Origin of the sequence: Streptomyces spongiae (genome assembly GCF_009377185.1) — a bacterium.
In the GTDB taxonomy this organism is placed as follows: Bacteria; Actinomycetota; Actinomycetes; order Streptomycetales; family Streptomycetaceae; genus Streptomyces; species Streptomyces spongiae.
Genome location: NZ_VJZC01000905.1, coordinates 1 through 2,726, shown reverse-complemented (window position 1 = coordinate 2,726; position 2,726 = coordinate 1). Strand labels below are relative to the sequence as shown.

Sequence of the window (2,726 nt, the reverse complement as noted above, 5' to 3'; positions counted from 1 at the left end):
CCGCGAACCCCACCACCGTCGTACGGCATACGCGGCCGCCCCCACGCCCAGGACGGCCGCCCCCACGGCCACGGACACCCCGGGCAGCGCGAACGCCAGCGTGACGCAGCCGACGAGCCCGACCACCGGTACGACCCGCGCCAACGGGGCCGGACTCAGCGTCCAGGCCGAGGCGTTGGCCACGGCGTAGTACGCGAGCACACAGAAGGAGGAGAAACCGATCGCGCCCCGCACGTCGGTGGTGGCGGCCAGGACGGCGACCACCGTCCCGACGGCCAGCTCGGCTCGGTGCGGCACCCGGAAGCGTGGATGCACGGCGGCCAGGGCGCCGGGCAGATGCCGGTCGCGGGCCATGGCGAGCGTCGTCCGGGAGACCCCCAGGATGAGCGCCAGCAGCGACCCCAGCGCGGCCACGGCGGCACCGACCCGCACCACGGGAACGAGGCCCGGCACGTCGGCGGCCCGCACCGCGGCGGCCAGCGGCGCCGAGGCCTCGCCGAGCCCGTCGGCCCCCAGCACGGAAAGGACGGCGACAGCGACAGCGGTGTACACCACGAGTGCGATGCCCAGCGCCAGCGGGATCGCGCGGGGGATGGTGCGAGCCGGATCCCGCACCTCCTCACCGAGGGTCGCGATCCGCGCGTACCCGGCGAACGCGAAGAACAGCAGGCCGGACGCCTGAAGCACCCCGTCGGCCCCGGACGGGAGCCCGATGTCCAGCCGACCGGCATCGGACTCCCCGGACCCGAGACACACGACCACCACGGAAGCGAGGACCGCCAGCACCACCGTCACGATCGTCCGCGTCAGCCAGGCGGACTTCTGGATGCCGCCGTAGTTCACGGCGGTCAGCGCCACCACGGCCGCGACGGCCACGGCATGCGCCTGACCAGGCCAGACGTACGCGCCCACGGTGAGCGCCATCGCCGCGCACGAGGCCGTTTTGCCGACGACGAACGACCAGCCCGCCAGGTACCCCCAGAAGTCCCCGAGCCGCTCGCGCCCGTACACGTACGTGCCACCCGAGGCGGGGTGGATCGCCGCCAGCCGTGCCGATGACATGGCGTTGCAGTAGGCGACCACGGCGGCCACCCCGAGACCGAGAAGGAGTCCCGATCCGGCCACGGTCGCCGCCGGTCCCAGGGCGGCGAAGATGCCCGCCCCGACCATCGATCCCAGACCGATGACCACGGCGTCGCCGACCCCGAGGGTCCGCCGCAGGCTGGTGTTCGAGCCAGGCTGTGTCATGGCCCGCACCCTACTGACCAGTGCAACCGGCAGCCGCAGCCGAGACGTCCTCCATCACACCGGGGACCGGCATCACCAGCACCACGCACACGCGTCCCAGGTAAGACAAGTGACAGATGCGACAGGTGTGAAAACCACCTGGCCGGAGCAGGAGTACAGCGCAAACACAGAACGGAAGGGCAGGTTCACGGCATGACCATCATCAGCTGGATCATTCTGGGGCTGTTGGCCGGAGCCATCGCCAAGTTCCTGCTGCCGGGACGCGACCCGGGCGGATTCATCGGCACGACCCTCATCGGTATCGCGGGCGCGTTCATCGGTGGCTGGATATCGGCCCGTTGGATGGACCACCCCATCAACAAGGACTTCTACGACGGCACCACCTGGGCCGCGGCCATCGGCGGCTCCCTCGTGCTGCTGGTCGCCTACCGCATACTCTTCGGCCACTCGCGCCGCTGATCACCTGTTTCGAGCCCGCAGCCAGCAGGCGAGAGGGCCGGTCCGGCGTCATCAGGTGCCGGACCGGCCCTCATCGTGTCTGACACGGGCGAGCCTGCCGCGCAGCGCGGGTCTCCCGCCGTGCGGACGACCAACGGCCCTTCGGTGGCGCTCAGTTGCTCACCGTCGACCTCGTTCGGCTCACCGGTAGTTCACGAACTGAAGGGCGAAGTCGAAGTCCTTGCCCTTCAGGAGGGCGATCACGGTCTGCAGGTCGTCGCGGCTCTTGGAGCTGACCCGGAGCTCGTCACCCTGCACCTGGGCCTTCACACCCTTCGGGCCCTCGTCACGGATGATCTTCGCCACCTTTTTGGCGTTCTCCTGGGAGATGCCCTCCTCGATCGACGCGAAGATCTTGTACTCCTTGCCGGAGAGCTGGGGCTCGCCGGCGTCCAGCGCCTTCAGGGAGATGCCGCGCTTGATCAGCTTGGACTGGAAGACGTCGAGGATCGCCTTCACCCGGTCCTCGGAGTTCGCCTCCATCAGGATCTTCTCGCCGGACCACGAGATCGAGGCACCCACGCCCTTGAAGTCGTAGCGCTGCGAGATCTCCTTGGCGGCCTGGTTGAGGGCGTTGTCGACCTCCTGCCGCTCGACCTTCGAGACGATGTCGAAACTGGAGTCGGCCATGTCCTGTGGCTCCTTGTATCAGGGGTGCGAATCGAGTGCGTATCGGCGTGCGGGGGCGGTCGCCGAACCCGGCGTCTGTCCCGGGCCGCATCCGCACAAGCCTAGCCACCCCCTCCCCTCGGAGCGCAGATCAATCGGGTGGCGAAGCACCCCCGAGCATCAGGTATCGTTTACGTCGTTGCCACGGAGCACCGCCAAAAGGCGGTTCAATGGGCGACAACCCCCGGCGGTGTGCCCGAGCGGCCAAAGGGAGCAGACTGTAAATCTGCCGGCTCAGCCTTCCCAGGTTCGAATCCTGGCGCCGCCACACGGAAACAAGGGGCCCGTGACCTGCTAGAACAGCAGGTCAC

3 protein-coding genes and 1 tRNA gene are annotated in these 2,726 nt (G+C 69.1%); 2 read left to right on the top strand and 2 right to left on the bottom strand.

Going from position 1 to position 2,726, the window contains the following annotated elements; genetic code table 11:
- Positions 1-1,248 (bottom strand): APC family permease (locus FNH08_RS48485; RefSeq protein WP_152778274.1); only part of this gene is annotated, 1,248 nt, incomplete at its 3' end.
- Between the two features lie 192 nt (positions 1,249-1,440).
- On the opposite strand from FNH08_RS48485, the gene FNH08_RS48480 reads away from it, so the two are divergent.
- Positions 1,441-1,707 carry a GlsB/YeaQ/YmgE family stress response membrane protein gene (locus FNH08_RS48480; protein WP_152778273.1) on the top strand — a complete coding sequence of 89 codons (267 nt, stop codon included), beginning with the start codon at positions 1,441-1,443 and terminating at the stop codon, positions 1,705-1,707.
- A gap of 180 nt (positions 1,708-1,887) precedes the next feature.
- On the opposite strand, the gene FNH08_RS48475 is transcribed toward FNH08_RS48480, so the two are convergent.
- Positions 1,888-2,376 (bottom strand): YajQ family cyclic di-GMP-binding protein, encoded by a 489-nt coding sequence (locus FNH08_RS48475; RefSeq protein ID WP_152778272.1) that lies wholly within the window; start codon positions 2,374-2,376, stop codon positions 1,888-1,890.
- A gap of 225 nt (positions 2,377-2,601) precedes the next feature.
- Between FNH08_RS48475 and FNH08_RS48470 the strand changes: the two genes are divergently transcribed.
- Positions 2,602-2,683 (top strand) — tRNA-Tyr (locus FNH08_RS48470).
- Positions 2,684-2,726: the final 43 nt, after the last annotated feature.

What these genes read in the sequence shown, in the direction of transcription:
- FNH08_RS48475 (WP_152778272.1), bottom strand. Translation starts at nt 2,376, where the DNA reads ATGGCCGACTCCAGTTTCGACATCGTCTCGAAGGTCGAGCGGCAGGAG.
- FNH08_RS48480 (WP_152778273.1), top strand. Translation starts at nt 1,441, where the DNA reads ATGACCATCATCAGCTGGATCATTCTGGGGCTGTTGGCCGGAGCCATC.